The following is a 26,600-nucleotide window of genomic DNA, read 5'->3' as shown; positions in this document are numbered from 1 at the left end:
TAAAAAAGGCAAAAAATAGCTAATGACAGCGCAATTTGAACATGTCTCTGTACTGATGGAAGAAACCATAAATGCTTTGGACATAAAGCCCGAAGGTATTTACATGGATGGCACATTTGGTCGCGGTGGACACTCAGGACAAATTTTAGCGCGTCTAAATGATCACGGTCGCTTACAAGCAATCGACCAAGATCCGCAAGCTATTAAAGCTGCCGAAAAATTTGCTGATGATGCCCGTTTTTCAATTGCTCATACCCGTTTTTCTAATTTAAAAACGGTGGCGGAAGACAATGACTTAATTGGTAAAGTCGATGGCATTTTATTAGACATTGGTGTGTCATCACCTCAACTAGACGATGCAGAACGCGGTTTTAGTTTCATGAAAGATGGCCCGCTTGATATGCGCATGGACCCAACCAGTGGTCGCAGTGCTGCACAGTGGTTAGCCGAAGCGGAACTTGAAGACATTACCCATGTGATCAAAACCTTTGGTGAAGAAAAATTTGGTCGTCGTATTGCTCATAAAATTATTGAAACTCGCGAGCACACACCGATTACGAGTACCAAACAATTGGCTGATTTAGTTGATCAAGCCGTGCCAGTAAAAGATAAACATAAGCACCCTGCAACACGCACCTTTCAGGCGATTCGAATTTATATCAACAGTGAGCTCGAAGAAATTCAAACGGCGCTTCAAGCTGCTGTTGAAGTATTAAAGCCGGGTGGACGGCTGGTGGTTATTTCGTTCCACTCACTCGAAGATCGTATTGTTAAGCAGTTTATTAAGAAACAGAGTAAGGGAGAGGCGATACCCAGAGGTCTGCCTTTAACAGATGCACAAATAAATAAAAACCTGACGTTAAAAGCAGTGGGTAAAGCCATTAAGCCGAGCAAGGAAGAAATTGAATTAAATCCTCGTTCGCGCAGCTCGGTGCTAAGGGTTGCACAGAGGTTGTAATGAAAGCAAAAGCGACACATCGCCAACCAAATTTATTTTTAGAGATTTTCAAAGGCCTAGGAGCTAATAAGCTGACCTTGGCCTTGTTGGTTGTGATTCTCGCATCGAGCTTGAGTGTCGTGCAGGTAACTCACTTAGCTCGTCAACAGTTAATAGAACAAGATAAGTTATTGCAAGAGCGTGATGAACTAGACCTTGAATGGCGCTACTTGTTGGTAGAAGAAGAGTTTTATTCACAGCATGCACGTATCGAAGAAGTTGCAACCATGCAATTAGAAATGAAACGGCCAACCAGCCAAGACGAAAAGGTGGTAATACTGCAATGATAAGCAGAAGGAAAAAGCCAACTAATACCTTGATCACATGGCGCTTTATGCTGGTGTGCTCGGTTGTATTTTTAGTCTTTATGACGCTGGTAGCGCGTGCCGCATTTTTGCAAGTAATTGAACCAGACAAAGCGCGTTCAGAAAGTGATAAACGCACAGTACGTGTTGAAAAACAACATGTACAACGCGGTATGATCTTTGATCGCAATGGCAAAGAGCTGGCGGTAAGTGTGCCTGTGGTTAGTGTGTATGCAGACCCCAAAGCATTGCATAAATCGTTGGTCAGCAAAGTGCTTCGCCAAGCGCGTAAAAATGGTGAAGATCAAAATGCACTGGCAGAGAACACCGCAGAATTAAATAGACGCATTGCCGCTTATTACAGCAATGATATTCGTTGGCGTGAGCTGGCGGATGTACTGCGTATTGAGCCAACTAAAATCAATGCGCGCCTGCGCGATAATCCGAAACGCCGATTTGTATATTTAAAGCGTCAGGTAACGCCTGCGGTTGCTAATTATATTGGTGATTTACGTTTGCCTGGTATTCATTTACTCGACGAATCAAAACGTTATTATCCTGCTGGCGAAGTGACTGCGCACGTGATTGGTTTTACGAATATCGACGGTCATGGAATCGAAGGAATCGAAAAACTATACGAACAACAACTAACCGGTGTTGAAGGCCAGCGTACTATTCGTAAAGATGCCCAAGGCCGCGAAGTTGAAGTACTTGATGAGCGTGAGCGTGTAGAACCAGAGAATATCCATTTAAGTATTGATCAACGTATTCAAGCCATTGCTTATAAAGCGGTGAAGTCAGCCGTATTATCTTACAAAGCAACATCGGGCTCGGCTATGGTCGTAGATGTAAAAACCGGTGAAGTACTGGCAATGGTTAATAGCCCTTCATTCAACCCGAATAATTTATCAGACGCAGCACCACACAAACGCCGTAACCGTGCCATTACCGATTTGTTTGAACCGGGTTCGACTGTTAAGCCACTAGCCATTTTGGCTGGTTTAGACTACGGCTCAATCCAACCGGATGAAATTATTGATACTTACCCAGGCTGGATGCGCGTTGGCGGGAGCTTAGTACAAGACACGCGTAATCACGGCGAAATGAGCTTAAGAGAAATCTTAAAGTACTCAAGTAATATGGGTGTGACGAAGGTCAGCCAAACCGTACCGAAAGACTATTTTGTGGGCCTTTATGAAAAAGTTGGCTTTGGCAGTGACAGCGGCACCGGAATGGTCGGTGAAAGTAGTGGCTTATTTTATCCACACCGTCGTTGGTCTGATCACGAAATTGCCGCTTTATCGTTTGGTTATAACTTAGCGGTAAGCACGGCACAAATGGCGCGTTTTTATGCCATGTTAGGGTCGGGTGGCGTTATGCGTCCTTTGACTGTGCTGAAGCAAGATTCAATTCCTGAAGGCGAGCGTGTTTTTCAACAAAAGGATGTTGAAGCCGTTGTTCACATGATGGAAAGTGTATTTGAAAAAGGCGGTACGGCACAAAAAGTTCACGTAGATGGCTACCGTGCAGCGGGTAAAACAGGGACCTCTAAAAAGGCCGCTGTGGGTGGTTATGGTGACGAATATGTCGGTTATTTTGCAGGTATAGCGCCAGCCAGCAATCCTCGTTTAGCTGTTGTGGTAATGATAAATGAACCGGGTGGAGATGTTTATTATGGCGGAGCGACGGCAGGTCCTGCATTTGCAGAGATTGTCTCCAATGCCTTAAGAATTTTAAACGTCGCACCGGACAAAGATGCGGTTGCGTACGTGGAAGGCAAAGATAACGATGCGTGATTTAAAACCCATTCTTAATCATATTGACGTGGAGGCTAATTCTTTATTAGTCAATCAACTGCGTCTAGATAGTCGCGATGTTCATCCCGGTGATGTATTTGTGGCAATTAAAGGCCATCAGCTTGATGGCGGCCAGTTTATAAAGAAAGCCATTGAAAATGGTGCGGTTGCTGTGATTGCTGATCGCTTATGTGAGTTTGAAAGTCATTTCGAACCACTTTACTTAGTGTCTGACTTAGCTAAAAAGCTGCCAGCACTCGCTGCTGCATTCTACCAACAGCCCTCTGCTGAGTTAGATTTAGTGGGCGTAACAGGCACCAATGGCAAATCAACAACGACGGCAATGATCGCGCATTTAGCGCAGCAATGCCATAAATCTGCAGCGGTTATTGGTACGCTGGGTTATGGTCACCCTGAACAGCTAACACCCTTAGCCAATACCACTCCATCAAGTGTTGATTTACAACGTATTTTATCTGAACTACGTGACCAACACATGAATGTGGTTGCAATGGAAGTTTCATCGCATGGTCTGGTGCAACAGCGCGTTGATCATTGTCAGTTTAAAGCCGCCGTTTTTACCAATTTGTCGCGTGATCACTTAGATTATCATGGCACAATGGATGCGTATGGCGATGCCAAATTGATGTTGCTGCGTGATCATAATCCAGAAACTGTTGTGCTTAATCAAGACGATGCACAAGTCGAACAGTGGTTAGAAAAGTACGACTTCAATAACCTAATTTGTTATGGCCATAAAAATTTAGCACCGAAAGGCGCACGCTATGTCTATTTTAGCGATGTCGTTTATAGCAACACCGGTATTTCGGCAACGTTCGAAACAAGCTGGGGTCACGCTGAGGTGCAATCTGCATTATTTGGTGAATTTAACCTCTATAACCTAGCAGCAGCAATGGCCACGCTATTAGGTATGGGTTACCCGCTTTCACAGTTAGTAGACGCATGTAAATCATTGCAACCGGTTGCTGGGCGCATGCAAGCGTTTAGCGCACCGGGTCAACCAACTTGTATTGTTGACTATGCACATACACCAGATGCACTTGCACTGGCATTGCAGGCTTTACAAAAGCATGTCCCCGGGGGCGTGAGCTGTGTGTTTGGCTGTGGCGGTGACCGCGATAAAGGCAAGCGTCCAATGATGGCAAAAGCGGCTGAAGGTAATGCTGATCGTATTATCGTCACCAGCGATAACCCACGCAGTGAAGACCCAAATGCAATTATTGCTGACGTGGTCGCAGGACTTGAGCACCCAGAGCGCGCGCACTGCGAAGCAGACCGTGCTCGTGCAATTAGTTATGCAATAGAGCAAGCAAATGCCGATGATGTGATTCTTATTGCAGGCAAAGGCCATGAAGACTATCAAATTATTGGCGATCAGCGTATCGACTTCTGCGACCGCCAATATGTACAACAACAACTAAAAGAAAAATCGCAAGGGGCGCAGTTATGATCCCGATGGATTTTGATTGGCTAGCACAGGTTCTAGCAACCGATTACCACGGTGGTAATCACAAAGTGAAAAATATAAATACCGACACGCGCACACTGTGCGAGGGTGAAGTATTTTTAGCATTACAAGGGCCTAACTTTGATGGCCATAAATTTGTAGCGCAAGCAAAAGAAAAAGGGGCGATTGCAGCCATTGTTGCGCGCCCTGTTAACGTTGATATTGTGCAGTTTGTTGTCACAGATACTCGCATTGCGCTGGGTCATATTGGGGCGGCGGTGATGGCAGAAGTCTCACCAAAAACCATCGCAATAACAGGCAGTGTTGGTAAAACGACCGTAAAAGAAATGTGTGCAGCAATTCTGTCAGGCCACGGTGAAGTGCTCTCGACTAAAGGCAACTTTAATAACGATATTGGTGTGCCGCTAACATTGTTGCGCCTTGAGCCTCAGCATGAATATGCCGTGATTGAATTGGGTGCTAATCATATTGGTGAGATTGCTTACACTGTTGCCATGACAAAACCAGATGTGGCTGTTGTGTGTAATGTTGCCGCGTCGCACTTAGAAGGTTTTGGCTCGTTACAAGGTGTAGCGACAGCGAAGGGGGAAATTTACGATGGCTTAAAACCGGATGGGGTTGCCATTGTTAATTGTGATAGCGACTTTGCTGATTATTGGTTAGATAAACTGACTCACCGAACAGTAAAGCGTTTTTCTACCACACAACAGTTAGATTATTGGGCTGAAGATGTAGTGCTTGATGAACAAGCGCGCGCTTCATTTATGCTGTGTACAACAGAGCACAAAGTCCCTGTAACGCTTGCTTTGCCTGGTAAGCACAATATTGCTAATGCGCTTATCGCTACCGCGTTAACCACTGAATTAGGTGTGAGTTTAGACAGTATTGCAACTGCGCTTGCATCCATGGGCGAAGTAAAGGGACGTGTTAACGTACTGAAAGTATCAGATAAGCTAACGGTAATTGATGATACTTACAACGCAAATGTGCAGTCAGTTAAAGCAGCCATTGATTTATTGAGCGATATGCCCGGACGCCGTATTTTCGCCTTGGGTGATATGGGCGAACTTGGTGAAGAAGCACGTTTTTATCACCAACAAGTGGGTGAGTATGCTCAGCAAAAGGGCATTGATGAACTTTACAGCCTTGGCGTATTGAGTAAGTCGGCCAGTGATGTTTTTGAAAAGCCAAATCGTCATTTCTCAAGCCGTGAGCAATTATTACAACAATTACAAAGTGTGCTCGCTGAATCTCAGCAAAAGACCACCATTGTAGTGAAAGGATCGCGAAGTTCTCGTATGGAACTTGTGGTAGCAGATTTAGTTAACAGCCAGCAAGATGGCAACAATGGGGTAACGTCATGTTAGTGTGGTTGGCAGAGTATTTAACACAGTATTATAGCGGCTTTAATGTGTTTTCATACCTGACGCTGCGAGCGATTTTAGGTATTTTAACCGCCTTACTTATTTCACTTTATTATGGCCCTAAGCTTATTCGCGGTTTACAAAAAATGCAGATTGGTCAAGTGGTTCGCCATGATGGTCCGGAGTCTCATCTGTCTAAAAAAGGCACGCCTACTATGGGCGGAATTTTGATTCTTGGTGCGATTTTTACCAGTACGTTGTTGTGGGCTGATTTATCAAATAAATATGTGTGGGCAACGTTATTTGTTGTGGGATCATTAGGCGTAGTGGGCTTTATTGATGACTATCGCAAAGTAATTCGTAAAGACCCCAAAGGTCTCATCGCTAAGTGGAAGTACTTTTGGCAGTCAGTGATCGCCTTAGTTGTGGCAAGCGCACTTTATTTTACTGCGCAGCAAGGTACTGAAACATCGTTAGTAGTGCCGTTTTTTAAAGATGTACTGCCACAACTTGGCTTGTTTTATATCGTCATGACTTACTTTGTTATTGTCGGCACATCTAACGCGGTAAACCTAACGGATGGGCTTGACGGTTTAGCAATTGTTCCGACTATTTTAGTCGCGTCGGCTCTGGCCATTATTGCTTATTTAACGGGTAACGTGAATTTCTCTAGCTACTTACATATTCCTCATTTACCGCTGGCAAGCGAACTGGTTGTAGTGTGCACCGCGATTGTGGGGGCAGGGCTTGGTTTCTTATGGTTTAACACATACCCAGCACAAGTATTTATGGGCGATGTGGGCTCGCTTGCGCTTGGCGGCGCACTGGGCATTATTGCGGTATTAGTTCGCCAAGAATTAGTGCTCATTATTATGGGCGGTGTGTTTGTGATGGAAGCTTTATCGGTAATTTTACAAGTCGGTTCATATAAGTTACGTGGGCAGCGCATTTTTAGAATGGCGCCTATTCATCACCATTATGAGTTAAAGGGATGGCCAGAACCACGTGTGATTGTGCGCTTTTGGATTATTTCGATTGTGCTCGTGCTTGCGGGCCTTGCGACATTGAAGATCAGGTAAATGACAGTAATTAACGAGATTAAAAATAAACACATAACAGTGCTCGGACTCGGTGTAACCGGTCTGGGCATTGTGCGTTTTTTATTGTCTCAGAATATTCAGCCAAAGGTTGTGGATAGCCGAGAGCAGCCGCCAGGTGCTGATTGGCTAGCTGAGCATGCGAGTGAGCTGGTTACCCACTTTGGTGATTTAGATAATGCAGCGCTTAGCAATACCGACATCATTATTATCAGCCCTGGGCTTAGTTTAACAACGCCAGCAGTCGCAAAAGCAATGGCTGCGGGGGTAGAAGTGATTGGCGATGTTGAGCTCTTCGCGCGCTTAACAGATAAGCCTATTGTGGCAGTGACGGGGTCAAACGGAAAATCAACTGTGGTGACGCTGGCATTTGAGGTACTCAAAGCTGCGGGTTATAAAGTGGGCCTTGGCGGCAATATAGGCACGGCTGTACTTGATTTATTAGCGCATGACTACGATGTTTTTGTGCTTGAGTTATCCAGTTTTCAGCTTGATACCACCCAGAGCTTAAAAGCACACAGTGCGTGTGTACTCAATGTCAGTGAAGATCATTTAGATCGCTACCCAAGCTATCAAGCTTATATCGACTCGAAGCAACGTATCTATAATGGCGCAGCGCTTTGTGTTGTGAATGCCATTGATGCGGCAACACACACTGCAAAGCAGCCGCAGTTAAGCTTTGCACTTCGTAATGCCGATTACTCTTTAGTTGAACAACAGGGTGAACAATATTTTGCAGCACAAGGTAAGCCTCTGTTACCTGTAAGCAGCTTAAATGTTGTGGGCTCGCATAATCAACAAAATGCATTGGCAGTGATGGCGTTATTAAGCCCATTTGAAATCACAGCCGAGCACTATCAGCAAGCATTTAGTGCCTTTACTGGACTTGCGCACCGGTGTCAGTTTGTCGCTGAAATTAGTGGTGTAAAGTATTTTAATGACTCAAAAGCAACGAATGTTGGCGCGACTATCGCCGCAATTGAAAGCCTGGCTGATCAAGCAAAGCAATTAGTTGTTATTGCCGGTGGCGATGCGAAGGGGGCTGATTTAGATGCCCTAAAACCGTATTTGAACGACAAAGTAAAAGCCTTGGTCTGCTTTGGTAAAGATGCAAAAGCATTAGTGGCGCTTTCAGATAAAGGCCACCTTACTAGCAACATGCATGAAGCAGTGCTACTTGCAAAACAGCTGAGTGATCAGGGCGATATCGTATTACTTGCCCCCGCTTGTGCCAGCATAGATATGTATAACAACTATATGCAGCGTGGGGATGATTTTACCCAGTGCGTATTGGCGGAGGCAGTATGATTGCATTTGCTGATATTCGTGACGCGCTTACACCTAAACAATCTGCACAACTTTATGATGTGCCGTTGATGTATTGCATGTTGATGTTGATTGGGGTTGGCTTTGTGATGGTGACCAGTGCATCGATGCCCACCGCTGAGCGTTTATTTGATAATCCTTATCACATCATTATTCGCCATAGCATGTTCTTAATTATGGGCTTTTTTCTATTCTGGATAGCCACCAATGTCCCAATGGATTGGTGGAAACGCAGTAACCCTTATTTACTCTTGCTGGGCTTAGCTTTACTGGTACTGGTATTGATAGTTGGTCGTGAGGTCAATGGTGCAAAGCGCTGGATACCAGTGGGACCCATTGGTTTTCAGGTAGCAGAAGCCGCTAAGCTGTATTTTTTTAGTTATATTGCTGGCTATTTAGTGCGTAAGCGCGCAGAAGTACAAGAAAACCTGAAAGGCTTCTTTAAGCCGTTAGCCGTGTTTGGTGTGTATGCTTTATTGATATTGATGCAGCCTGACTTAGGCACCGTAGTGGTTCTGTTTGTTACGACGGTGGGCTTACTCTTTCTAGCGGGTGCAAAACTATGGCAATTCTTTGGTCTTATATTAACGGGGATTGCTGCTGTAGTCGTGCTGATTATTGCTGAACCTTATCGTATGGCACGTGTTACAGGCTTTCTTGAACCTTGGGAAGACCCGTTCGGAAAAGGTTACCAATTAGTACAGTCGCTAATGGCATACAGTCAAGGTGGTTGGTTTGGTCAAGGCTTAGGTAATAGTGTGCAAAAGCTACAGTACCTTCCCGAAGCACACAATGACTTTATCTTCGCTGTTATAGGTGAAGAGCTAGGGTTTTTTGGGGTGTTAAGTATTTTAGTGGTGCTTGCAATATTTGTTTTTAGAGCCTTGCTTATTGGTCAAAAAGCGTTGAAGTGCGGTAAAGAGTATGAAGGTTATTTTGCCTTTGCGATTGGTATTTGGTTTGCCTTTCAAACCATGGTAAATGTCGGCGCAAGTGCGGGGATCTTACCGACCAAAGGCTTAACCTTGCCGTTTATTTCGTACGGTGGTTCTAGTTTATTAATTATGACCATCGCAACAGGTGTACTTTTGCGAATTGATTTTGAAACCAAAATGGCGACAAAGCAAGCTACCTCACGCGGAGGCAAACGATGAGTAAAAAATTACTTGTAGTTGCTGGTGGCACCGGTGGGCATATTTTCCCTGGCATTGCGGTTGCAGATTTTTTAAAGCAGCAAGGTTGGCAGGTAAGCTGGATTGGAACACCCGATAGAATGGAAGCCAATGTTGTGCCCAAACACAATATTGAAATTGACTTTATTAACGTAAAAGGTGTGCGCGGTAATGGTATAAAGCGCTTGATTAAAGCCCCTTTTATGGTGATAAATGCCATTTTGCAGGCGCGTAAAATTTTAAAAGCGCAAAAGCCTGATGTCGTACTCGCCATGGGCGGCTATGTGACAGGCCCAACAGGAATTGCCGCAAAAAGCTTAGGGATCCCTCTGGTTATTCATGAACAGAATGCAGTGGCAGGTATGAGTAACCGTTGGTTAGCAAAGTGTGCGAATAAGGTTTTGGCTGCTTTTCCTTCGGCTTTTGCTAAAGGGCAGTGTGAAATCGTTGGTAACCCAGTGCGCGATAGTGTTGCGACGGTAACGGCTAAGCAAACGCAAACGCCGATTAATGTGCTAGTGGTCGGTGGTTCGCTGGGGGCGCAAGTATTGAATCAGACTTTACCGGCTGTATTCAGTGAGCTTTCAGCGCAAACAACGCTTAATATATGGCACCAAACGGGTAAAAATAATGAACCTAATGTCACCGCGAGCTATCAACAGTTAGGGTTAGCTGATTTTAGCAAAGTGACTGAATTTATTGATGATATGGATAGCGCTTATCAATGGGCCGATTTGGTAATTTGCCGTGCTGGTGCATTGACAGTAAGTGAAATCGCTGCGGCGGGTCGAATGGCTCTATTTGTGCCGTTTCCACATGCAGTGGATGACCATCAAACGGCTAATGCAGGGTATTTAGTCGCCGCGCAAGCCGCTTTGCTGATGCCGCAAAGTGAGTTTACAAAAGATGCGGTTGTGAATGTGTTATCACCTTACTTAAACGCACCAGAAAAAATTTCAACTATGGCAAGTAAAGCGAAACAGCTTGCCATTTTAGATGCCACAGCCAATGTTGCGAAGTGCTGTGAGCAGCTAGCAAATAGAAGAGATAAGTAGTGAAAGAAAGCACGATGAAAGAAAACAGCACTCGTCCTGCGATGCGTCGAATTGACACCATCCACTTTATTGGTATTGGTGGCGCTGGGATGGGTGGCATTGCCGAAGTACTTGCTTTTGAAGGCTACCGTATTACCGGCTCAGATATCGCACACAGTGCCATGACAGAACGTTTGATTCATGTCGGCGCAGAAGTGTTTATCGGGCATGATGAAAATAATGTCAAAGATGCCAGCGTGGTCGTGGTATCAAGTGCGATTAACGATCAAAATCCAGAAATTAAAGCAGCAAAAGCGGCGCGTATTCCGATTGTTCGCCGCGCAGAGATGCTTGCAGAATTAATGCGCTTTCGTCATGGCATTGCCGTGGCAGGAACACATGGTAAAACCACGACAACAAGTTTAATTGCGAGCATTTATGCACAAGCAGGGCTTGATCCCACTTTTATTATTGGCGGCCTGCTAAACAGTGCGGGTAGTAATGCGAAGGTTGGTAAAAGTGATTTTTTAATTGCCGAAGCCGATGAGAGTGATGCGTCGTTTTTACACTTACAGCCGATGGTGTCGGTGATCACGAATATCGAAGAAGATCATATGGATACCTATGGTGGCAGTTTTGAGAAAATGAAAGACACCTATGTCGACTTTATTCATAACTTGCCATTTTACGGTTTAGCGGTTGTTTGCATAGATTCTGAGGTGGCTGCAGAGCTTATTCCTCGTTTTGGTCGCCCAGTGATCACCTACGGTGAATCGGCCGATGCTGATTACCGCATGGTTGATTTTAGCCAGACAGCCAATACCTGTTCATTCAATGTAGTGAATAAACACGGAGAAAGCTTAGCTGTTAGCTTGAATATGCCAGGCAAGCACAATGCATTAAATGCAACCGCTGCGATTGCGGTGGCAAAAGATCAAAATATTGCAAATAATGCAATTTTAGAAGCGCTGGTAAAATTTGAAGGTGTAGGCCGTCGTTTTCAACATTACGGCACATTTGAAAATGAACGCGGTAATGTGATGTTAGTCGATGATTATGGGCATCACCCATCTGAAGTTGCCGCAACCATTGCTGCTGTACGTGAAGGCTGGCCAGATAAACGGTTAGTCATGGTGTACCAACCGCATCGTTATAGCCGTACTCGAGATTTATACGAAGATTTCGTTAAAGTACTTGCCGATGTCGATCAGTTATTACTGCTTGATGTTTATGCTGCAGGTGAAGAGCCCATAGTCGGTGCCGACAGTAAGAGTTTATGTCGTAGTTTACGCCAACGCGGCAAAGAGCCATTGCATGTAGCAAGCAGTGCAGAGCTTGCGGGTGTGCTTGCTGATGTAATGCAAGATAATGATTTAGTTTTAACGCAAGGCGCTGGTAACATAGGCCAATTAGTGAAAAAGTTAGCAGCAAGCAACTTGTCTATTGAACAACTTAAGCAGGTAAATGTATGAGCCAGACAAGCGACAAATTTGGCAAAGTAGCAGTTCTTTTTGGCGGTACATCAGCTGAACGAGAAGTCTCGCTTAAATCGGGCCAAGCCGTATTGAACGCATTGCAGAATGTTGGCGTTGATGCCATCGCATTTGATCCTAAAGAGCAGCCTCTTTGGCAATTAAAAGAGCGCAATATTGAACGAGTATTTATCGCACTTCATGGCCGAGGCGGTGAAGATGGTACGATTCAAGGTGCGCTTGAATTTATGGGACTTCCTTATACTGGCAGTGATGTATTGGGCTCTGCATTGGCTATGGATAAAGTGCGTTGTAAGCATTTATTTAAAGCAATGGGCTTAAGCACAGCACCTTACACCGTTGTCGATAGCCGCCATGAGTTTGATAGCCAAGCAATCATAAACGAATTTGGTAAGGTGATGGTTAAGCCATCACATGAAGGGTCAAGCATTGGTATGGCTGAGGCGCATACGGCTGAGCAGTTAGATGCCGCTTTAAATGCGGCCTTTAAATTTGACAGCCAAGTACTCGTAGAGCAATGGATTACGGGTCGTGAATTTACCGTTGCTGTTTTAGGTCAAGATGTTCAGCCTGTTATTGAAATGACAACACCGAATGGTTTTTACGACTATCAGGCTAAGTATCAATCAAATACCACGCAGTACCATTGCCCTGCAGATTTATCTCAGCAAGAAACACAATTATTGCAAGATATGGCTCTTAAAGCCTTTGATTTGGTTGGCGCGAGTGGCTGGGGGCGTGTTGATGCAATGCGTGATGAACAGGGGAATTTTTACTTATTAGAAGTGAATACAGTCCCAGGCATGACCGAAAAGTCGTTGGTGCCAATGGCGGCTAAAGCCAATGGTGCAAGTTTTGAACAATTAGTTGTTCGCATTCTGGAGCAAACACTTTAATATGCATCCTTTTTTGAAGAAAGCGCAACAGTTAAAACAGCAACTTAATTGGTCGCTGATTTTTGGTGTGAGCTTTTTTCTGGTGGTCATTTTTTCTTTAGTAAAGATTACCACAGGGGTGTCTGATTGGTTGGTTGAAAACAAAGATGCGCAAATTAAGCATTTATCAGTGCTTGGACAGCCTCAATACACTGATGAAAAAGCAATTATTAGTGCGATAAAAAAAGCCGACTTATCGAGTTTTTTTGAATTGGATGTCAAACATGTGCAACGCTTGGTACAAAGTCTGCCATGGGTCGCAACGGCATCGGTAAGAAAACAGTGGCCAGATACCTTACAAGTGTATGTGGTTGAGCACCAAGCGGTAGCCCATTGGAACAGTGATTTACTCTTGAATCAATCAGGGGAAGTGTTCCAAGCAAGTAGTGATAAATTACCTGATACGCTACCGCAGCTATATGGCCCTGAAGGCAGTGAAATAGAAGCTTGGACGGCTTTTCGTCAGTTTCAAGCAATGCTAAGGGTGAATGATTTAGAGCTGACAAGTTTAGCGCTCTCTGAGCGTTTTTCGTGGCAGTTATGGCTTGATAACGGCATACGCCTGAATTTAGGCCGCAAAGAAAAAGCGAAGCGTGTACAACGTTTTATTGACGTTTATCCGCGCATGGAACAACGTGCAGATGCACAAATTGATGTTGTTGATTTACGGTACGATACCGGTCTTGCAGTGAGCTGGAAGCCACTTCAAGAAGAACAATTAGAAAATAAGAGTAAGGCATGACTAAGTCAGCAGAAAGAAACCTAGTGATTGGATTAGACGTTGGCACCTCAAAAGTAGTGGCCACCGTTGGTGAAATCACCGCAGATAATAAGCTCAGTATTGTGGGGGTAGGCAGCCAGGTATCGCATGGTATGGATAAAGGTGGCGTAAACGACCTTAACCTTGTTTCTGAATCGATTCGTCGTGCTATTGACGAAGCAGAACTGATGGCCGATTGCCGCATTAGTTCAGTGTACTTAGGTATTTCTGGTAAGCATATTCAGTGTCAGAATGAAAGCGGTGTGGTTGCTATTAACAACACCGAGGTGACAGATGAAGACATTGAAAATGTGATTCATATTGCGCGTTCAGTGCCAATTTCGGCAGAGCGCAAAATGCTGCATGCATTACCGCAAGAATACAGCATTGATATGCAAGAAGGCATTAAAAACCCATTGGGTATGAGTGGCGTGAGAATGGAAGCGCGAGCCCACATTATTACTTGCTCAAACGACATGGCAAAAAATATTGAAAAATGTGTAGAGCGATGTGGTCTTGAAGTGGACCAACTTATCTTTACTGCATTAGCGTCATGTTATTCCGTACTGACTGATGATGAAAAAGAGTTAGGGGTAGCGGTGCTGGATATTGGTGGCGGTACAATGGATATCACCATTTATATTAATGGTGCGCTTCGTCACTCAGCCGTTATTCCTGTTGCGGGTAATCAAGTAACGGGTGATATTGCAAAAATATTTAGAACACCTATATCACATGCAGAGTCACTCAAAGTACAATATGCCTGTGCAAGCAGCCAAATGGCGAGCAACGAAGACACGATTGAAGTGCCAAGTGTGGGTGGGCGACCTGCGCGTATTATGTCTCGTCATACCTTATCTGAGGTTGTTGAGCCGCGTTTTAGAGAATTATTTGAGCTGGCTATGGAAGAAATACGCCGCTCAGGTTTAGAAGACCAAATTGCTGCGGGTCTCGTCATCACTGGCGGAACAGCAAAAATGACAGGGGCAATGGAAGTGGCAGAAGACATTTTCCAAATGCCAGTCAGAATTGGCAAACCAATCGGGATTGTTGGTTTGACAGATTATGTGGATGATCCTTCGTACGCGACCGCGGTTGGTTTGTTACAATACGGCCGTACTATGCAATCGATGAATGCACAAAAATCGAAAGCTGAAGGTGATAATAATTGGTGGAACCGTATTACGAAGTGGTTCCAAGGTGAGTTTTAAAGCTCAAGTCGGAGAGTAAAGATGTTTGATATGATGGAACAGCACAGCGAAGAAGCTGTCATTAAAGTAATTGGTGTGGGCGGCGGCGGCGGTAACGCTGTTGAACACATGGTAAAACAACAAATTGAAGGTGTACGTTTTATTGCGGCAAATACGGATGCACAAGCATTACGTAATTCATCTGCCGATGTAACCGTGCAACTAGGTACACAGATCACCTCTGGTTTAGGTGCGGGTGCAAACCCTGAAGTAGGCCGTAATTCAGCAGAAGAAGACGCTGAAACTATCCGTGCTAGCCTTGAAGGCGCTGACATGGTCTTTATCGCAGCCGGTATGGGTGGCGGTACAGGTACGGGGGCTGCGCCTGTGGTTGCAAAAATTGCAAAAGAGTTAGGGATCTTAACGGTTGCAGTGGTTACTCGTCCGTTTGATTTTGAAGGTAAAAAGCGTGCTGCAGCGGCTGAACAAGGCATTAATGAATTGTCAGAAATTGTAGACTCTCTTATTACAATTCCGAACAATAAATTGCTTAAAGTTTTAGGCAAAGGGACTACACTATTAGATGCCTTCGCAAAAGCAAATGACGTGTTATTTGGTGCTGTTCAAGGCATTGCAGAATTAATCACACGCTCAGGTCTAATCAACGTGGATTTCGCCGACGTACGTACTGTAATGTCAGCGATGGGAACTGCGATGATGGGCACAGCGTCAGCATCTGGCCCAGACCGTGCACAAGAAGCAGCAGAAGCCGCTATTTCAAGTCCATTACTTGAAGATGTTGATTTAACAGGTGCTAAAGGCATTCTTGTTAATATCACTGCGGGCATGGATATTGCGATTGAAGAATTTGAAATTGTGGGTAACCACGTTAAAGCATTAGCGTCTGAAAATGCAACCGTGGTTGTTGGTGCGGTAATTGACCCAGAAATGAGCGACGAGTTACGTGTAACTGTTGTTGCAACAGGTTTAGGGGGCGATCGTCGTCCACAGTTTGGCATCGTTGATAATGGCTTTAAGAAAGCATCAGGCTCTGATGTACAAAGCTCAATGAACCAAACGACTAGCAGCATGTATGTACCAAGCTTTGCAAGTCAAGGCAGCAGTGATGATGTGAGCATGTCAGCTACATCTGAAAAGCAAGAGCCTGTAAAGCAAAGCACAACAAGCAGCTCTGTCTCGTCAAAGACAGCTGAGAGCAATAAAAAGTCTGATAAATCAGAGGGTGGCGATTATTTTGACATCCCCGCTTTCTTAAGAAAGCAAGCTGACTAAGACTTTCTACTGATAATTTGTTCGATAAATAAACAAATTTGGCAGCTGGATGTATTTATGATACAATCCGCCGTCTAACTGTAACTATAAGTGAGCGAACCTATGATTAAACAGCGTACGATTGCAGAAGTAGTCAAAGCCATAGGAATTGGACTTCATAAAGGTGAGAAGGTCACTATTACTCTCCGACCTGCGAGCGCAAATACTGGGATAGTATTTCGTCGTGTGGACCTTGATCCGGTTGTTGATTTTGAAACAACACCTGAAGCCGTTGGTGATACGCAATTGTGTACCTGTTTAACAAACAAAGATGGTGTTCGCTTATCAACGACTGAGCACCTAATTGCTGCGGTAGCGGCAATGGGTATTGATAATCTAATTGTTGAATTAGACAGCTCAGAAGTGCCTATTATGGATGGTAGTGCATTACCATTCATTTACTTGTTACAAAAAGGCGGCATTAAAGAAGTAAATGCAGCTAAGCGCTTTATTCGTATTAAAGAAAAAGTACGTATTGAAGAAGGTGATAAATGGGCTGAGATCGAACCATACGATGGTTTTCACATCGATTTCGAGATCGCATTTGATCATCCTGCTATCAATGAAAGTCGCCAACGTATTGGTTTAGATATTACGGCACAAAGCTTCACTGAAGAAATCAGCCGTGCGCGTACTTTTGGCTTTATGAAAGACATTGAATATATGCATGCAAACAACCTAGCCTTAGGTGGTAGCATGGATAACGCAGTTGTTTTGGATGAATTTAAAGTATTGAATCCAAACGGCTTACGTTACAGCGATGAGTTTGTTAAACACAAAATCTTAGACTGTGTGGGCGACATGTTTATGACGGGCCATAACATTCTAGGTAAAATCACGGCTTATAAGTCAGGCCATGATTTAAACAATAAGTTACTTCGTAAAATTATGGCAACTGAGTCAGCATGGGAATGGGCAACATTCGATACGCCAGTGACGATGCCAGCACCAGGCCTTGAAGTAGCAACAGCTTAATCGCACGCATATTACAGTTATAAAAAATGACGCTTTAAAGCGTCATTTTTTTTGCTTTACGATAAGCATAACTTGTATTACCAATCCGCAAAAATACTTAATCATTTTGAGTTGCTATAAACCAAGAATAGCTTCCAGTTCACATAACTGATTTATTTGGTAGGTGGGTGTAATCCCTTCAGGTAACTCAACGCCAGGGTGCTGAAGCCAGCAGGTATCAATGCCAACATTATGGCCACCGAGAATGTCACTGGCTGCGGTGTCACCCACCATTAAAATCTGTTCTTTCGGTGGATTACCCATTAACTGAAAAGTGTGTTGAAAAATCTCGGGTGCGGGTTTGGCTTTACCCACTAGCTCAGAAATCACCAGCCAATCAAACATGTCTTGCAGTCCTGTATGCTCTAGGCGCTTTTGCTGAAGTTTGGCAAAACCATTGGTAATGATACCCAATCTTGCGTGAGGCTTTAGCTTATTGAGTAGCTCAACGGCACCGGGCAATGGCACACAAATAGATGCCATCGCTTCTAAAAAGGCATCATTAAGCGTTTGAGCGGGCACATTGAGTTTGTTTGCCCATTCGGTAAAACGGGTTATCTGTAGCTCATTGGCAGTAATTTCATGCTTTTGATAGGCAACCCATAGTGGTTTATTGGTTAATTGATAGTCATGATAATCTGTCTCTGTAAAGTCTACGCCGTAATTGGCGAACATTACTTTAAGACCTGCAAATGCGTTAAAACTAAACAGGGTTTCATCGGCATCAAATAAAACATGTGTATACTTCATGATATTCCAAGTTTATTGGTTATAAAGTGTAGGGTGTAAAAACGGTGCCATAGCCAATGTAAGCGCTTGTATATAGGTGCTTTCGCGTGTTGCATTGTGATTGGTTAATAAGCCAATTGCACCACCTTGCTGTTTGATATTGACGGTATTGAAAGCTTCATCCATCACATCGCCCAACTCTTTACCCGCAAGTAATGCCTTGAAGAAAGGAGGGGGTAAAGGTAAGTTGCTGCTGCGACCGACACTGAATTGTTCGCTATTGGCAATAACGACGAATGCAAACGTTGCTGCGCCGTAACTAAATTGCTCTGCGCCACCTTCCATTGCTGTGTAGAAATCGGCTTCGTAATGCGCTTGGCAGTATTTTACGCGATTTTCTGCCCCTATGCGGGTTTCATCTTCACCTAAAGGTTGGTCGGGGACGCCAGACGGTGCGTGAACACCTTGGCATTGAATGGTGTGCTCAGGAAAGTAAAGGCTAAAAATATGTTTAGCAGCATTCACTTTTACAGGATTTTTAGATCCCACTATTACATTTAATGTCGTTTTCAAGCTGACTACTCCATCATTCCAGGCTGAGTCAGCAGTGTACCCGAGTCATTTAAATCGGCAAGTCAACGGGGGCTAAATTTTCAAGGGCACGTTTTTTTAGAATAATATCTTTAATGAGTGGTGTTAGTACCAGCTCCATGGCTAAGCCCATTTTTCCTCCAGGCACCACTAGCGTATTGATACGTGACATAAAGCTGCCTTCTATCATGCGTAAGTAATAGGGGAAGTCCACATCTTCAATACCTCTAAAGCGAATAACCACAAAGCTTTCATCAAGCGAGGGAATATCTTTTGCACTAAATGGGTTTGAAGTGTCTACAGTCGGTACGCGCTGGAAATTGATGTGAGTACGAGAAAACTGAGGGGTGATTTGGTTTATATAGTCATCCATACTACGAATAATAGACCCCATTACCGCTTCACGCGTGTGGCCTCGCTCTGAGGTGTCGCGGATTAGTTTTTGGATCCACTCAAGATTGATAATTGGCACCATACCAATCAATAAATCAACATGCTTTGCAACATCGTGATCTTGGTCTACTGCACCGCCGTGTAAGCCTTCATAAAAGAGTATATCTGTATTCGATTCTAAGTCTTGCCAGGGTGTAAAAGTCCCCGGTAGCTGATTATAAGGAACGGCTTCATCAAAGGTATGTAAGTAACGTCTGATTTTACCTTGGCCTGTTTCGCCGTATTGATAAAACAGTTGCTCAAGCGCACCAAAGTCATTCGCTTCACGGCCAAAATAACTGATATGTTTGCCTTCTTGCTGTGCTTCTCGCACTTTTTTATCCATTTCTGGTCGTGTATAACGATGAAAGCTATCGCCTTCAATAAAGGCCGCATCTATATTTAAGCTTCTAAAAATATGCTTAATGGCATTGGTGGTGGTGGTGGTGCCAGCGCCAGATGAGCCGGTAATTGCGATGATAGGGTGTTTAGCTGACATAGTTGTTCTCGTTATTTGTTAAGCCGTGCAGTGTTACTTTTACCAATCAGAAAAACTGATAAAAAACGAACACGTCCTAGTTATAAAGGTCGAGCATAGTAAGGTCAAGTGACTGCCTGATTAAATAACGCTATCATGAGCCAATAAAAATTAAAACGAGAGAACATAATGAGATTACTTACCTCTTTCCTTTTTGGCGCATTTGGAACGTTTTTAAGCAGCCAAGCGGACGCAGCTATGCCTAAAAGCGAAGTGTTACTGGCTGATCTTGAGACCCCTTATGGTATGAAGGTAACAAGAATTACGGATAATAAAAGTTACAATAACCAACCGTTCTTAATTGATGAGGGGCTTTATTACACGCATGAGGTGCTTGGCGATGATGGACAATCGCAAACAGATTTATATTTCTATAATTTTACAACTCAGCAAGCAACAAATTTAACGCACTCTGCTGTTAGCGAATATTCACCCACATTAATGCCTAACAAGCAGGCGTTATCAGCCATCGTTGTGGAAGAAGATGGTAAGCAAAAGCTCTGGCAATATCCGTTGCAGGGTGAACAATCTGCTGCGCGTATCTTCGAGTGGATTGAGCCTGTAGGTTACCATGCATGGGGCGCCGACAACGACCTTGTTATGTTTATTTTGGGCGAACCACATACCTTACAATATACCACGGTTGCAGCTGCTAAACCGAAGGTCGTTGCGAATGCCATTGGCCGAACCTTACTTTTTGATGCGCAAACGAATAGCTACTTATTTAGCTACCACAAAGATAAGCAACATTGGCTGGCGCGTTTTACACCACAATTTGAGCAAGTAACAGATATTTTACGTCTACCGGCACAATTACAAGATTTCACCTTGTTGGATGAGCAGACGGTTATTTATGCGATTAATAATCGCGTTTATAAGCGAGATTTAATGAATCCAGAGCCGGTTTCTCAATGGTTAGATTTAACGTCTTATTGTGAAACCAAGATAACACGTTTGAGTTACCATAATAAAAAACTTGCCTTTGTTTGTGATAAATAAGTAACGCTTTTTAAGGGATTACTGTAATGTGGCTACTACTTCTCGTTTTAAATTAGGCGCGCATTTGTCTTTCTCTGCAGAACAACTTACGGAACAACTGATAAAACTTGGCTGTCGTAGTAACTTTAAAATAAAAAATATTAATGAGTTTATGCCCGCTAATTCCAAAGAAGCATTTTATGTGCATGAACAAAGCGGGCAGGCTAAATTAGTCATTAGGCCTGTTTTTGAGGTGTTTAGTGACGACTTTGAAGCATTGGACGGCATCTCTCGCATTAAAGATTATTTCCATAGCAGTGAAATGACACGTTTTCCTACACGTATTTATAAAAGTGCCCAGCCTATTCATTATGGGCTCGCATTTAAAGTTACTTCAGTGTTAGCGGCAGAACAGTTTATTAAGCAATTTAATAAAATTTTAGCGCAATAATTTTAGCGCAATAATTTTAGCGCAATAATTTTAGCGCAATAATTTTAACGCAATAATAGTGTCGCTATTTTAATGAACGCAAGTTGGTTAATTGCATTATAAGTTAATGACAGACACGGCTATAAGTGCGGACTCGTTAAGAGTAATGGTAATAAAAAAGGGTCACAGTGTGACCCTTTTTTACATTGTGCTGTTAACGTTTAAGAAAACTATTCACCGAGGCCAGCTCGCGCTTTTTAAGCGAAAGGCAGTCATTGACGCTTTCTTCAAGCTTGCTGAGTGAGCGCTCATACCCTGGTACTTCAGAGATTTTATCAGTGAAGAAGGTTTTTGTTGTGGCTAAGCTTTGAGCATCACAACTTGCCGTTGTGAAAAACGGTAAGTTCGGTACAAAAAATGGCGGTAAGTTTTTAGTGATGGCATCGTAGTTGTTATAAATCCAATCAATGAACAACGCTTGGCGTTCTTTACCATAACTTAGACCCCCTAATAAAGTACGCATATCTGAGGCCGTTACTTCATCAGTTAGGCTGTACTCAAGGACTGCTTTTTGTAGCTCTGGTTTACCAAAATAACCCATTGCAGCAAGCATTTTTGTGCGTACTTGCGGATCTTTTGTGGTTTTGAACGTTTCTTTGTACTTCGCGAGTAGTTTTTCATCACCATGATAAGCTGCAAGGTTTAAGTAGGTTGAGGCTAAATATGGGTCAACATTTTCAGGATTGTTTAAGTAAAGTGCAGCTTGTGCTTTAGCCGTATCAATGACTTTGCGATCTTCACCATCAAAACCTAGTCGGCTGATCACTTGCGCTCGTAGCTGAGATACTGCAGCATCTTCATCAGCTTTGGCTGTTAAGCCATATTGCTTCGCGGCAGGAGCAATGCTCTTACGGATAAACTTTGGCCATAAGTCGCGGTTGCTATCATCTTCAAAAACACGTTTTTGCGAAGCTAAGTAACCCAATGCTGTATTCGCTACAAGTGGGTGTGCATCGCTCACAAATGTTTCTAGGGTTTGCATTAAGCGGGCCGCTGAAATAACACCTGCATCAAGTAAAGAGTCAGCGGCAGAAAGGAGTGCCAAACGCTCACGGACTGTTAATTTGTCAGCTGCGTTATCTAGCAGGGCATTAAACTGCGCATCGTCTAGTAACCAACGGTAATAGCCCATAGCTCCTTGATCTGGGTAAATCCACTCAGGTTCAAAATCAAGTGTTAGCTGTTGTGTTTCTTTGTTTAGCAGCAAGTTAGCTGTTTTTACTTTGTCACCTGCACCATATTTTATAGCAACAGGGACGTTCCACAGTTGAGCAGGGGCTTCAACACCTGCATTCACAAAACGGCTCTGGCTGATGGTAATTTTCTTACCGTCTTGGGTTACTTTGATAAGTGGAAAAGAGGATTGCTCAATAAATGACTTTAATACACTCGCCACATCTTTATTTGAAGCTTCACCTAATGCTTGCCACAGGTCAGCTGCTTCAGCATTTTTATACGAGAATTTTTTCAAGTAGGCTTGAATACCTTGCTGGAAAGCATCTTCGCCTATCCAGTTTTCAACCATAGACAGTACCGCGCTCCCTTTACTGTAAGCAAGGCCAAGGCCATCCATGATATCAGCTTCAGTTTTAATCGGTTTACGAATGGGTTTCGTGCTTAAGCGTGCATCTAATGCCATCACATAGTTTTGTGGTAAATTTAAGTGTGATTCAAATTCAGGATTAATTTGTGCTGTAATTTTTGCCGCCATCCAGCTTGCAAATGCTTCATTTAGCCATAAATCATTCCACCACTTCATGGTAACAAGGTTACCGTACCATTGGTGTGCAAGTTCGTGTGCAATGATTGATACATTACGTTCTTTTTTGCTACGAGTCGCGGTCGCTAAGTCAACTAATAGAATGTCTTCACGATAAGTTACAAGACCAGCATTTTCCATTGCACCGAATGGAAACTCAGGCACTGCAACAGAGTCTAATTTTTTATAAACGTAAGGGATACCAAAGTAATCTTCCAGTGCTTTGAGAACGCGAGGCATATTTTCTTTGGCGTAATCCGCAAGATGAATCTTACCTTGTGGCGTTAATACTCTGCCAGGAATTGGCATGCCTTTAATTTCTAGCTCTTCAAAAGGACCGACCGCCATTGCTACAAGATAAGAGGGAATAGGAGGCGTTTTATCAAAATAGTGTGTTGTCATATCGCCATTGACCGTGGTTTTTAATACCGGCGTGTTGGCGTACACTTTTTGTGTTGTCGGTGCAGTAATCGTTAACTGAAACGGAATTTTATAACTCGGTTCGTCAAAAACAGGGAAGGCACGGCGTGCATCACTCATTTCAAATTGAGTAAATAAATAGGGAGTACCTTGATCAAGCGTTTTATATAAGCCCACACTTTGGCGGTTATAAGGCGCAGTAAAATCAACCGTTAGCGTATACTTTCCAGGTTGGATTTTTTCATCACATGAAAATTTTACTTTGCCTGTTTTCAGCATGTCTGCACTTAGGTCACAATTTTCGTCACCTAGAATTTTTGCCATACTGACCGCGTAATCAATACCGTTTAATTCAATATAGTTCGTTGCTTTGAGTACTTCGATGGCAATTTCAGTGTGGCCAGAAAAAGTGTCTTTCGCAGGATCAAGTGTCAGCTCCACCTGTTGTGAGCTAGGTTTTGCTAGTTTTTCTATTACATATTCATTGGCATGGGCTGAGCTAACCGCAAGTGCAACACTCACAGTTAATAGGCTTTTTAAGAACATAAGTATCCCTGATTTTTTGTTGTTAGAAAGGCACTGACTTTGAGTGCTGTCTTCCATGCTATCAGGTTTTAAATTGAACAGTAATAATTAGTTAGTAACAAAGTTTGTCAATTTAATGATGGCGTTCAATGAAGCGTTGCCAGTGCAACTGTGGATTAATTTGTCTCACATTTTGTAGAATGCCGTTAAGCAACGACATATCGTTAAATAAAGAGCCTGAAAACTCTTTAAAGCCCATTAAATAGTTAAACGCATCTTTACTGTTAGCTTGTATTGCATGAATACGCACTTGTTGTTCAAAGTTGAGTCTTAAACTGCTGATAGCCGTTTTCATCCCTTGTTGATCAACATTGGGAATGGCACATTTTTGTAGATAACCAGCTCGTTCACCTTCACCAGAAAACCAAATACGGACTTTTTCACTGTAACGTCCTGACTTAGAAGGTAAGTCAAACATTAAGCGGGTATGCCCTTGTGCTTTTAAAAAGTCTAGGTATGGGTCAAGCCCTGCTGCGAATAAGGCATCATGAATCGGCACAAAGCGTGACTTTATCTTGCCGTGGGTATGAAAGTGAAAGCAACGCACATCTGACAATGTGACAATATCATCAAGGGTGAGATGGCCAATTTCATCACTGTAAGCGCCAGTATAATAAGCAAAAAGAGGAAGCCAAAAATGCCAGTGTTTTGCTTGTTCACGGGGCAAAAGCTGATCACTAAAGATGTAACCAGTATACAGGGTATGTAACTCCATGGCCGAAAAGGGCCTACGACCGAGATGGGACTTCAACCTAATACCTTGATAATAAAGATGTCTTGAAGAGTATACCTGAGAAATGTAAAGTTTCCAGCAAATGGCACTCTATAACCACAGTACCATTTGCTGTCAATATAGTTAGTCGCAAAGGGCCTTAGCAAGACCTACAGGCTCTATTTCGACGCATACTTGGTCGTCGTTCCAATTTAGACCAACGAGCGCATCATCCTCGTTTAAGTCTTCAACCCACTCATCTAAAAATTCGTCTAAACCAATTTCTACCGGTGTATAGTCATTCCACTCGTCTTTACATTGTGCTTTTGCAGCGTCTTCTGTGCCCCATAGCAACAACACGTCGGTGTCGCTAAATTGGTTTGATTCACACACAACAAAACCACCATCTTCGGCACCAAGTGCCCACATAGACTCGTTTAAACGTACTTTTTCAACAAAGTTAACTAATTCTGATTCTATTTCGATATCGCTCATTTGCTTAACCCTTATCATTAATTTCGTGGATCTGTGTGTTTTACAGCTGCTTTTGCTGAGAATTGTTGATAAAAGTCCGCTAAATTCTCGAGTTGACTCCAATCAGTTAATTCACGAAAGCAAATCCAATCTAGCAAGCAGTATAAACTGATGTTGAGGTATTCACAGCTTTTAAATGCAGGCTCAGATAAATGACTATTTAAATAGCGCAATGTTTCAGCAATTCGTTCATTTTGTAAATTAAAGAACAATTTATCGTCTTTTGTATCAAATCCTGAGCGCTGGCACAGTAGCATTTCAACGAGCGAATCATTGCAGGCGTTAATAATGGTTAAAAGGTTTTCTTGCTGCCAGCTCAATAAAGGTTGATCTGACTTTTCTAATAAGTAGCGAATAATTGAGTTTGAATCGCATACACTAAAACCATTATCAATTAATACCGGAATTTTTCGAGCGGGATTGTGTGCAATCATAGTGTGTCTATCTTGCTGTGAAAAAATATCTAAATTAATAAACTCAAGCGCAATATCATTGTTCAGTGCCCAAATTCGTATCCGGCGGACATACGGTGAAGTTGTTGAACCAAGCAGTTTCATAGATTAGTTTCCTATCAAAAAAAAAGCCGCGAAAGCGGCTTTTAACGATTCATTATGAAGTTAGTCTGTTCGGCTAGTTACTTCAAGTAGATGATAACCAAATTGAGTTTGCACAGGCCCTTGCACTTGATTTATTGGCGCTGAAAAAACAACTTTATCGAATTCTGGAACCATCATGCCCGGACCAAATTCACCTAACGCACCGCCATCTTGGCCTGAAGGACAATTTGAGTGAGTACGCGCGAGTTCTGCAAAGTCTGCGCCTTGTTCAATTTGTTGTTTAAGGTCTAGACATTGTGCTTCACTGTCTACGAGTATATGTCTTGCGCTGGCTACTGCCATAATAACTCCCCATTGTGTGTTTTTCTAAATTAAATAATGAGTTTAGTTCAATATTTGCTGAACGAAAGGTTAAATTTATTTTGCAGCTAACTGCGCTTCAATCGCGTCACGCATAGCTTTTGATTCTGGTTTGGTTTTACTGTTAAAACGCTCAACCGTTTTACGGTCTGCCGAAACAATATATTTGTAAAAGTTCCAATTAGGTGAACTTGTTGCTTCGTTTAGGTGCTTAAAAATTGGGTTTGCGTCACTACCACGCACCGCGCTGGTAGCGAACATGGTAAAGGTAACACCGTAATTAATGTAGCATACTTTTGCGGTGTCTTTTTCGTCATCTTCTTCTTGGAAAAAGTCATCAGAAGGGAAACCAAGAACAACGAGACCACGGTCTTTGTATTCTTTATGAATTGCTTCTAAACCCTCAAACTGTGGCGTAAATCCACAGTTACTTGCGGTATTCACTATGAGCAATGGCTTACCTTTAAATTCGCAAAGATTAACACTTTCTTTTGAGCGTAATTTACGCAGCGTTACATTGGTAAAGTCATCACATTGAGTTTCTGCGACTGGGTCTTGAATTGACGGGGGAGATTCTGCTGCAAGATGAGTAGACATAAGGCTTGCACAGA

At 43.2% G+C, this 26,600-nt stretch carries 26 protein-coding genes; 17 read left to right on the top strand and 9 right to left on the bottom strand.

Going from position 1 to position 26,600, the window contains the following annotated elements; all coding sequences use genetic code 11:
• The first annotated feature begins 22 nt into the window (after positions 1–22).
• From rsmH to lpxC, 15 genes are all read left to right on the top strand, one after another.
• Positions 23–958, top strand: a complete 936-nt coding sequence (rsmH, locus tag BWD47_RS18500; RefSeq protein WP_036971210.1) for a 16S rRNA (cytosine(1402)-N(4))-methyltransferase RsmH — start codon at positions 23–25, stop codon at positions 956–958.
• Positions 958–1,284 (top strand): cell division protein FtsL, encoded by a 327-nt coding sequence (gene ftsL, locus BWD47_RS18495; RefSeq protein WP_036971208.1) that lies wholly within the window; start codon positions 958–960, stop codon positions 1,282–1,284. Before rsmH ends, ftsL begins: the two co-directional genes overlap by 1 nt.
• The gene (locus BWD47_RS18490; RefSeq protein ID WP_036971205.1) at positions 1,281–3,098 is read left to right on the top strand and encodes a penicillin-binding transpeptidase domain-containing protein; all 1,818 of its coding nucleotides are present in this window, start codon (positions 1,281–1,283) and stop codon (positions 3,096–3,098) included. Before ftsL ends, BWD47_RS18490 begins: the two co-directional genes overlap by 4 nt.
• Positions 3,091–4,569, top strand: coding sequence for a UDP-N-acetylmuramoyl-L-alanyl-D-glutamate--2,6-diaminopimelate ligase (gene murE, locus BWD47_RS18485; protein WP_075594464.1), 1,479 nt, complete (start codon positions 3,091–3,093; stop codon positions 4,567–4,569). The genes BWD47_RS18490 and murE overlap by 8 nt, the downstream gene beginning before the upstream one ends.
• Entirely contained in the window at positions 4,566–5,954 is a 1,389-nt protein-coding gene (gene murF, locus BWD47_RS18480) for a UDP-N-acetylmuramoyl-tripeptide--D-alanyl-D-alanine ligase (RefSeq protein WP_036971200.1), read from the top strand. The genes murE and murF overlap by 4 nt, the downstream gene beginning before the upstream one ends.
• Positions 5,948–7,030, top strand: coding sequence for a phospho-N-acetylmuramoyl-pentapeptide-transferase (gene mraY / locus BWD47_RS18475; RefSeq protein WP_036971198.1), 1,083 nt, complete (start codon positions 5,948–5,950; stop codon positions 7,028–7,030). The genes murF and mraY overlap by 7 nt, the downstream gene beginning before the upstream one ends.
• Positions 7,031–8,356: a UDP-N-acetylmuramoyl-L-alanine--D-glutamate ligase gene (gene murD, locus BWD47_RS18470; protein ID WP_075594463.1), complete on the top strand. Its 1,326-nt coding sequence runs from the start codon at positions 7,031–7,033 to the stop codon at positions 8,354–8,356.
• Positions 8,353–9,528: a cell division protein FtsW gene (gene ftsW / locus BWD47_RS18465; RefSeq protein WP_036971195.1), complete on the top strand. Its 1,176-nt coding sequence runs from the start codon at positions 8,353–8,355 to the stop codon at positions 9,526–9,528. The genes murD and ftsW overlap by 4 nt, the downstream gene beginning before the upstream one ends.
• Positions 9,525–10,601 (top strand): undecaprenyldiphospho-muramoylpentapeptide beta-N-acetylglucosaminyltransferase, encoded by a 1,077-nt coding sequence (gene murG, locus BWD47_RS18460; protein WP_075594462.1) that lies wholly within the window; start codon positions 9,525–9,527, stop codon positions 10,599–10,601. Before ftsW ends, murG begins: the two co-directional genes overlap by 4 nt.
• A 14-nt stretch (positions 10,602–10,615) precedes the next feature.
• Complete coding sequence (gene murC, locus BWD47_RS18455) at positions 10,616–12,052, top strand: UDP-N-acetylmuramate--L-alanine ligase (RefSeq protein WP_206770699.1); 1,437 nt, start codon at positions 10,616–10,618, stop codon at positions 12,050–12,052.
• Positions 12,049–12,969, top strand: a complete 921-nt coding sequence (locus BWD47_RS18450; protein ID WP_036971189.1) for a D-alanine--D-alanine ligase — start codon at positions 12,049–12,051, stop codon at positions 12,967–12,969. The genes murC and BWD47_RS18450 overlap by 4 nt, the downstream gene beginning before the upstream one ends.
• A gap of 1 nt (position 12,970) precedes the next feature.
• Positions 12,971–13,750: a cell division protein FtsQ/DivIB gene (locus tag BWD47_RS18445; protein WP_065978161.1), complete on the top strand. Its 780-nt coding sequence runs from the start codon at positions 12,971–12,973 to the stop codon at positions 13,748–13,750.
• Positions 13,747–14,979, top strand: coding sequence for a cell division protein FtsA (gene ftsA / locus BWD47_RS18440; protein ID WP_036971185.1), 1,233 nt, complete (start codon positions 13,747–13,749; stop codon positions 14,977–14,979). Before BWD47_RS18445 ends, ftsA begins: the two co-directional genes overlap by 4 nt.
• A gap of 21 nt (positions 14,980–15,000) precedes the next feature.
• The gene (gene ftsZ / locus BWD47_RS18435) at positions 15,001–16,251 is read left to right on the top strand and encodes a cell division protein FtsZ (protein ID WP_036971183.1); all 1,251 of its coding nucleotides are present in this window, start codon (positions 15,001–15,003) and stop codon (positions 16,249–16,251) included.
• Positions 16,252–16,353: 102 nt separating this feature from the next.
• On the top strand, positions 16,354–17,265 hold the full coding sequence (gene lpxC, locus BWD47_RS18430; protein ID WP_036971181.1) for a UDP-3-O-acyl-N-acetylglucosamine deacetylase: 912 nt from the start codon (positions 16,354–16,356) through the stop codon (positions 17,263–17,265).
• Positions 17,266–17,379: 114 nt separating this feature from the next.
• Here lpxC and yjjG read toward each other — a convergent pair whose 3' ends face one another.
• From yjjG to BWD47_RS18415, 3 genes are read right to left on the bottom strand one after another with little or no spacing between them, the layout of a single operon-like run.
• Positions 17,380–18,054 carry a pyrimidine 5'-nucleotidase gene (gene yjjG, locus BWD47_RS18425; protein WP_075594461.1) on the bottom strand — a complete coding sequence of 225 codons (675 nt, stop codon included), beginning with the start codon at positions 18,052–18,054 and terminating at the stop codon, positions 17,380–17,382.
• Positions 18,055–18,066: 12 nt separating this feature from the next.
• Positions 18,067–18,606: an inosine/xanthosine triphosphatase gene (gene yjjX / locus BWD47_RS18420; RefSeq protein ID WP_065978158.1), complete on the bottom strand. Its 540-nt coding sequence runs from the start codon at positions 18,604–18,606 to the stop codon at positions 18,067–18,069.
• A 49-nt stretch (positions 18,607–18,655) separates the two neighbouring features.
• Positions 18,656–19,555: a phosphoribulokinase gene (locus BWD47_RS18415; protein WP_036971173.1), complete on the bottom strand. Its 900-nt coding sequence runs from the start codon at positions 19,553–19,555 to the stop codon at positions 18,656–18,658.
• Positions 19,556–19,723: 168 nt separating this feature from the next.
• Between BWD47_RS18415 and BWD47_RS18410 the strand changes: the two genes are divergently transcribed.
• Together BWD47_RS18410 and BWD47_RS18405 are read left to right on the top strand one after the other, a co-directional pair.
• On the top strand, positions 19,724–20,593 hold the full coding sequence (locus BWD47_RS18410; RefSeq protein ID WP_065978157.1) for a hypothetical protein: 870 nt from the start codon (positions 19,724–19,726) through the stop codon (positions 20,591–20,593).
• A 64-nt stretch (positions 20,594–20,657) separates the two neighbouring features.
• A complete protein-coding gene (locus BWD47_RS18405) occupies positions 20,658–21,023 on the top strand; it encodes a hypothetical protein (RefSeq protein ID WP_065978156.1) in 366 nt (121 codons plus the stop codon).
• Positions 21,024–21,216: 193 nt separating this feature from the next.
• Here the strand turns inward: BWD47_RS18405 and BWD47_RS18400 are convergent, their stop codons facing one another.
• The 6 genes from BWD47_RS18400 to BWD47_RS18375 all read right to left on the bottom strand — a co-directional run bounded on the left by BWD47_RS18400 (position 21,217) and on the right by BWD47_RS18375 (position 26,586).
• Complete coding sequence (locus tag BWD47_RS18400) at positions 21,217–23,787, bottom strand: M1 family metallopeptidase (RefSeq protein WP_065978155.1); 2,571 nt, start codon at positions 23,785–23,787, stop codon at positions 21,217–21,219.
• A 112-nt stretch (positions 23,788–23,899) separates the two neighbouring features.
• The gene (locus BWD47_RS18395; RefSeq protein WP_065978154.1) at positions 23,900–24,577 is read right to left on the bottom strand and encodes a hypothetical protein; all 678 of its coding nucleotides are present in this window, start codon (positions 24,575–24,577) and stop codon (positions 23,900–23,902) included.
• A gap of 105 nt (positions 24,578–24,682) precedes the next feature.
• Positions 24,683–25,033 (bottom strand): DUF2750 domain-containing protein, encoded by a 351-nt coding sequence (locus tag BWD47_RS18390; protein ID WP_036971160.1) that lies wholly within the window; start codon positions 25,031–25,033, stop codon positions 24,683–24,685.
• A 17-nt stretch (positions 25,034–25,050) separates the two neighbouring features.
• Entirely contained in the window at positions 25,051–25,629 is a 579-nt protein-coding gene (locus BWD47_RS18385) for a glutathione S-transferase family protein (protein WP_075594460.1), read from the bottom strand.
• Positions 25,630–25,689: 60 nt separating this feature from the next.
• The gene (locus BWD47_RS18380; RefSeq protein ID WP_036971157.1) at positions 25,690–25,971 is read right to left on the bottom strand and encodes a peptidylprolyl isomerase; all 282 of its coding nucleotides are present in this window, start codon (positions 25,969–25,971) and stop codon (positions 25,690–25,692) included.
• 75 nt (positions 25,972–26,046) lie between these two features.
• Positions 26,047–26,586 carry a glutathione peroxidase gene (locus BWD47_RS18375; protein WP_371915649.1) on the bottom strand — a complete coding sequence of 180 codons (540 nt, stop codon included), beginning with the start codon at positions 26,584–26,586 and terminating at the stop codon, positions 26,047–26,049.
• Positions 26,587–26,600 lie beyond the last annotated feature (14 nt).

The organism is Pseudoalteromonas sp. PAB 2.2 (assembly GCF_001938575.1).
Classification (GTDB): Bacteria; Pseudomonadota; Gammaproteobacteria; order Enterobacterales; family Alteromonadaceae; genus Pseudoalteromonas; species Pseudoalteromonas lipolytica.
This window is presented reverse-complemented; position numbering and strand designations above follow the sequence as displayed.

Bases quoted from the DNA above. Each gene is read 5' to 3' on its own strand.
- murC (WP_206770699.1), top strand. From the start codon at position 10,616: ATGAAAGAAAACAGCACTCGTCCTGCGATGCGTCGAATTGACACCATC.
- lpxC (WP_036971181.1), top strand. From the start codon at position 16,354: ATGATTAAACAGCGTACGATTGCAGAAGTAGTCAAAGCCATAGGAATT.
- ftsL (WP_036971208.1), top strand. From the start codon at position 958: ATGAAAGCAAAAGCGACACATCGCCAACCAAATTTATTTTTAGAGATT.
- ftsZ (WP_036971183.1), top strand. From the start codon at position 15,001: ATGTTTGATATGATGGAACAGCACAGCGAAGAAGCTGTCATTAAAGTA.
- yjjG (WP_075594461.1), bottom strand. From the start codon at position 18,054: ATGAAGTATACACATGTTTTATTTGATGCCGATGAAACCCTGTTTAGT.
- BWD47_RS18490 (WP_036971205.1), top strand. From the start codon at position 1,281: ATGATAAGCAGAAGGAAAAAGCCAACTAATACCTTGATCACATGGCGC.
- murF (WP_036971200.1), top strand. From the start codon at position 4,566: ATGATCCCGATGGATTTTGATTGGCTAGCACAGGTTCTAGCAACCGAT.
- BWD47_RS18400 (WP_065978155.1), bottom strand. From the start codon at position 23,787: ATGTTCTTAAAAAGCCTATTAACTGTGAGTGTTGCACTTGCGGTTAGC.
- murG (WP_075594462.1), top strand. From the start codon at position 9,525: ATGAGTAAAAAATTACTTGTAGTTGCTGGTGGCACCGGTGGGCATATT.
- BWD47_RS18410 (WP_065978157.1), top strand. From the start codon at position 19,724: ATGAGATTACTTACCTCTTTCCTTTTTGGCGCATTTGGAACGTTTTTA.
- murD (WP_075594463.1), top strand. From the start codon at position 7,031: ATGACAGTAATTAACGAGATTAAAAATAAACACATAACAGTGCTCGGA.
- mraY (WP_036971198.1), top strand. From the start codon at position 5,948: ATGTTAGTGTGGTTGGCAGAGTATTTAACACAGTATTATAGCGGCTTT.
- BWD47_RS18450 (WP_036971189.1), top strand. From the start codon at position 12,049: ATGAGCCAGACAAGCGACAAATTTGGCAAAGTAGCAGTTCTTTTTGGC.
- ftsW (WP_036971195.1), top strand. From the start codon at position 8,353: ATGATTGCATTTGCTGATATTCGTGACGCGCTTACACCTAAACAATCT.
- ftsA (WP_036971185.1), top strand. From the start codon at position 13,747: ATGACTAAGTCAGCAGAAAGAAACCTAGTGATTGGATTAGACGTTGGC.
- BWD47_RS18375 (WP_371915649.1), bottom strand. From the start codon at position 26,586: ATGTCTACTCATCTTGCAGCAGAATCTCCCCCGTCAATTCAAGACCCA.
- murE (WP_075594464.1), top strand. From the start codon at position 3,091: ATGCGTGATTTAAAACCCATTCTTAATCATATTGACGTGGAGGCTAAT.
- BWD47_RS18380 (WP_036971157.1), bottom strand. From the start codon at position 25,971: ATGGCAGTAGCCAGCGCAAGACATATACTCGTAGACAGTGAAGCACAA.
- BWD47_RS18415 (WP_036971173.1), bottom strand. From the start codon at position 19,555: ATGTCAGCTAAACACCCTATCATCGCAATTACCGGCTCATCTGGCGCT.
- BWD47_RS18445 (WP_065978161.1), top strand. From the start codon at position 12,971: ATGCATCCTTTTTTGAAGAAAGCGCAACAGTTAAAACAGCAACTTAAT.
- BWD47_RS18390 (WP_036971160.1), bottom strand. From the start codon at position 25,033: ATGAGCGATATCGAAATAGAATCAGAATTAGTTAACTTTGTTGAAAAA.
- BWD47_RS18385 (WP_075594460.1), bottom strand. From the start codon at position 25,629: ATGAAACTGCTTGGTTCAACAACTTCACCGTATGTCCGCCGGATACGA.
- rsmH (WP_036971210.1), top strand. From the start codon at position 23: ATGACAGCGCAATTTGAACATGTCTCTGTACTGATGGAAGAAACCATA.